This is a genomic window from Bacillus sp. LR--39 (genome assembly GCF_053613335.1).
Map to the genome: position 1 here is coordinate 1 of NZ_JBSIOT010000346.1, position 1,046 is coordinate 1,046.

A 1,046-nucleotide genomic window follows, 5' to 3' on the forward strand; every position below is an offset into this window, starting at 1 on the left:
TGTATGTAGGCGGCCGCCTATACGATCTATAAGATATTCTCATACTCTGGACTGTAACCTATGTGAAGGAGAGAGTGAATATGACTGATACAAGACATATGTATGGCGGACCTGGTTTTGGTCATTATCAGGGCTTTGGTATTGGCCACCCGGGCTATGGCATGCAAAGCACAGGCTATCCGGGCTATGACATGTATGGAGGCCACCCGGGCTATGGCATGCAAAGCACAGGCTATCCGGGCTATGACATGTATGGAGGCTACCCGGGCTATGGCATGCAAGGCTACCCAGATCACGGCATACATGGAGGAGTCGGCGGCTATCCGGGATATGGTGGGTACGGCGGTTACCCAAGCGGCGGCTATGGAGGCTCTCCGGGAGCTGGAAGCTATCCGAGCATGCACCATGAAAATGATGGACATCACCACTATTATCACCATCATCATGATGGAAAAGATAATCTTCATCACCATCATCATGATGGAAAAGATAATCTTCATCACCATCATCACCATGTTGGAAAGGATAATCATCACCATCATCATGATGGTCATTATGGCCACCATCACCACCATATGGGCCACTGGGGAAAAGACGGTTATAAATAAAGAAGATGATGATAAAAAGAGGACACTCTTGCAGATCAAGAGTGTTTTTTTAGCTTTTTTCTTGACTGTTCAGTCTGGAAACTGGTAACATTTGTTTCAGGAGGTGATCGTCTTTTGGGGAGGAATAAAGAATTTGATACGGCGCTTGTTCTTCACAGGGCGATAGAGGTTTTTGGAGAGTATGGCTACGAAGGAACGTCTCTTCAGGATCTGCTCTCTCATTTAGGCATTGCGCGCCAAAGTTTGTATGATACGTATGGCACGAAGCGTGATTTGTTTTTGTCCGCTGTGAAAACGTATCTTGAAGGGAAAAACACTGCCGTTATGGAAAGGCTTGAATCGCCAGGATCTGTAAAGGAAGCCATTCGTAATATTTTTCAAGAAGGTGTCAATGCTTTGAGGGATCCTGAACGGGCGAAGGCGTGCTATATCATTAAC

General features: G+C 46.3%; 2 protein-coding genes. Both read left to right on the forward strand.

The window, feature by feature from the left end; translation table 11 throughout:
- Positions 1-80 precede the first annotated feature (80 nt).
- Positions 81-608 carry a hypothetical protein gene (locus tag ACWHAR_RS23100; protein WP_017695615.1) on the forward strand — a complete coding sequence of 176 codons (528 nt, stop codon included), beginning with the start codon at positions 81-83 and terminating at the stop codon, positions 606-608.
- Positions 609-722: 114 nt separating this feature from the next.
- Positions 723-1,046, forward strand: a 324-nt coding sequence (locus ACWHAR_RS23105) for a TetR/AcrR family transcriptional regulator (RefSeq protein ID WP_452087949.1), incomplete at its 3' end; no start/stop codon positions are given.

What these genes read in the sequence shown, in the direction of transcription:
- ACWHAR_RS23100 (WP_017695615.1), top strand. Translation starts at nt 81, where the DNA reads ATGACTGATACAAGACATATGTATGGCGGACCTGGTTTTGGTCATTAT.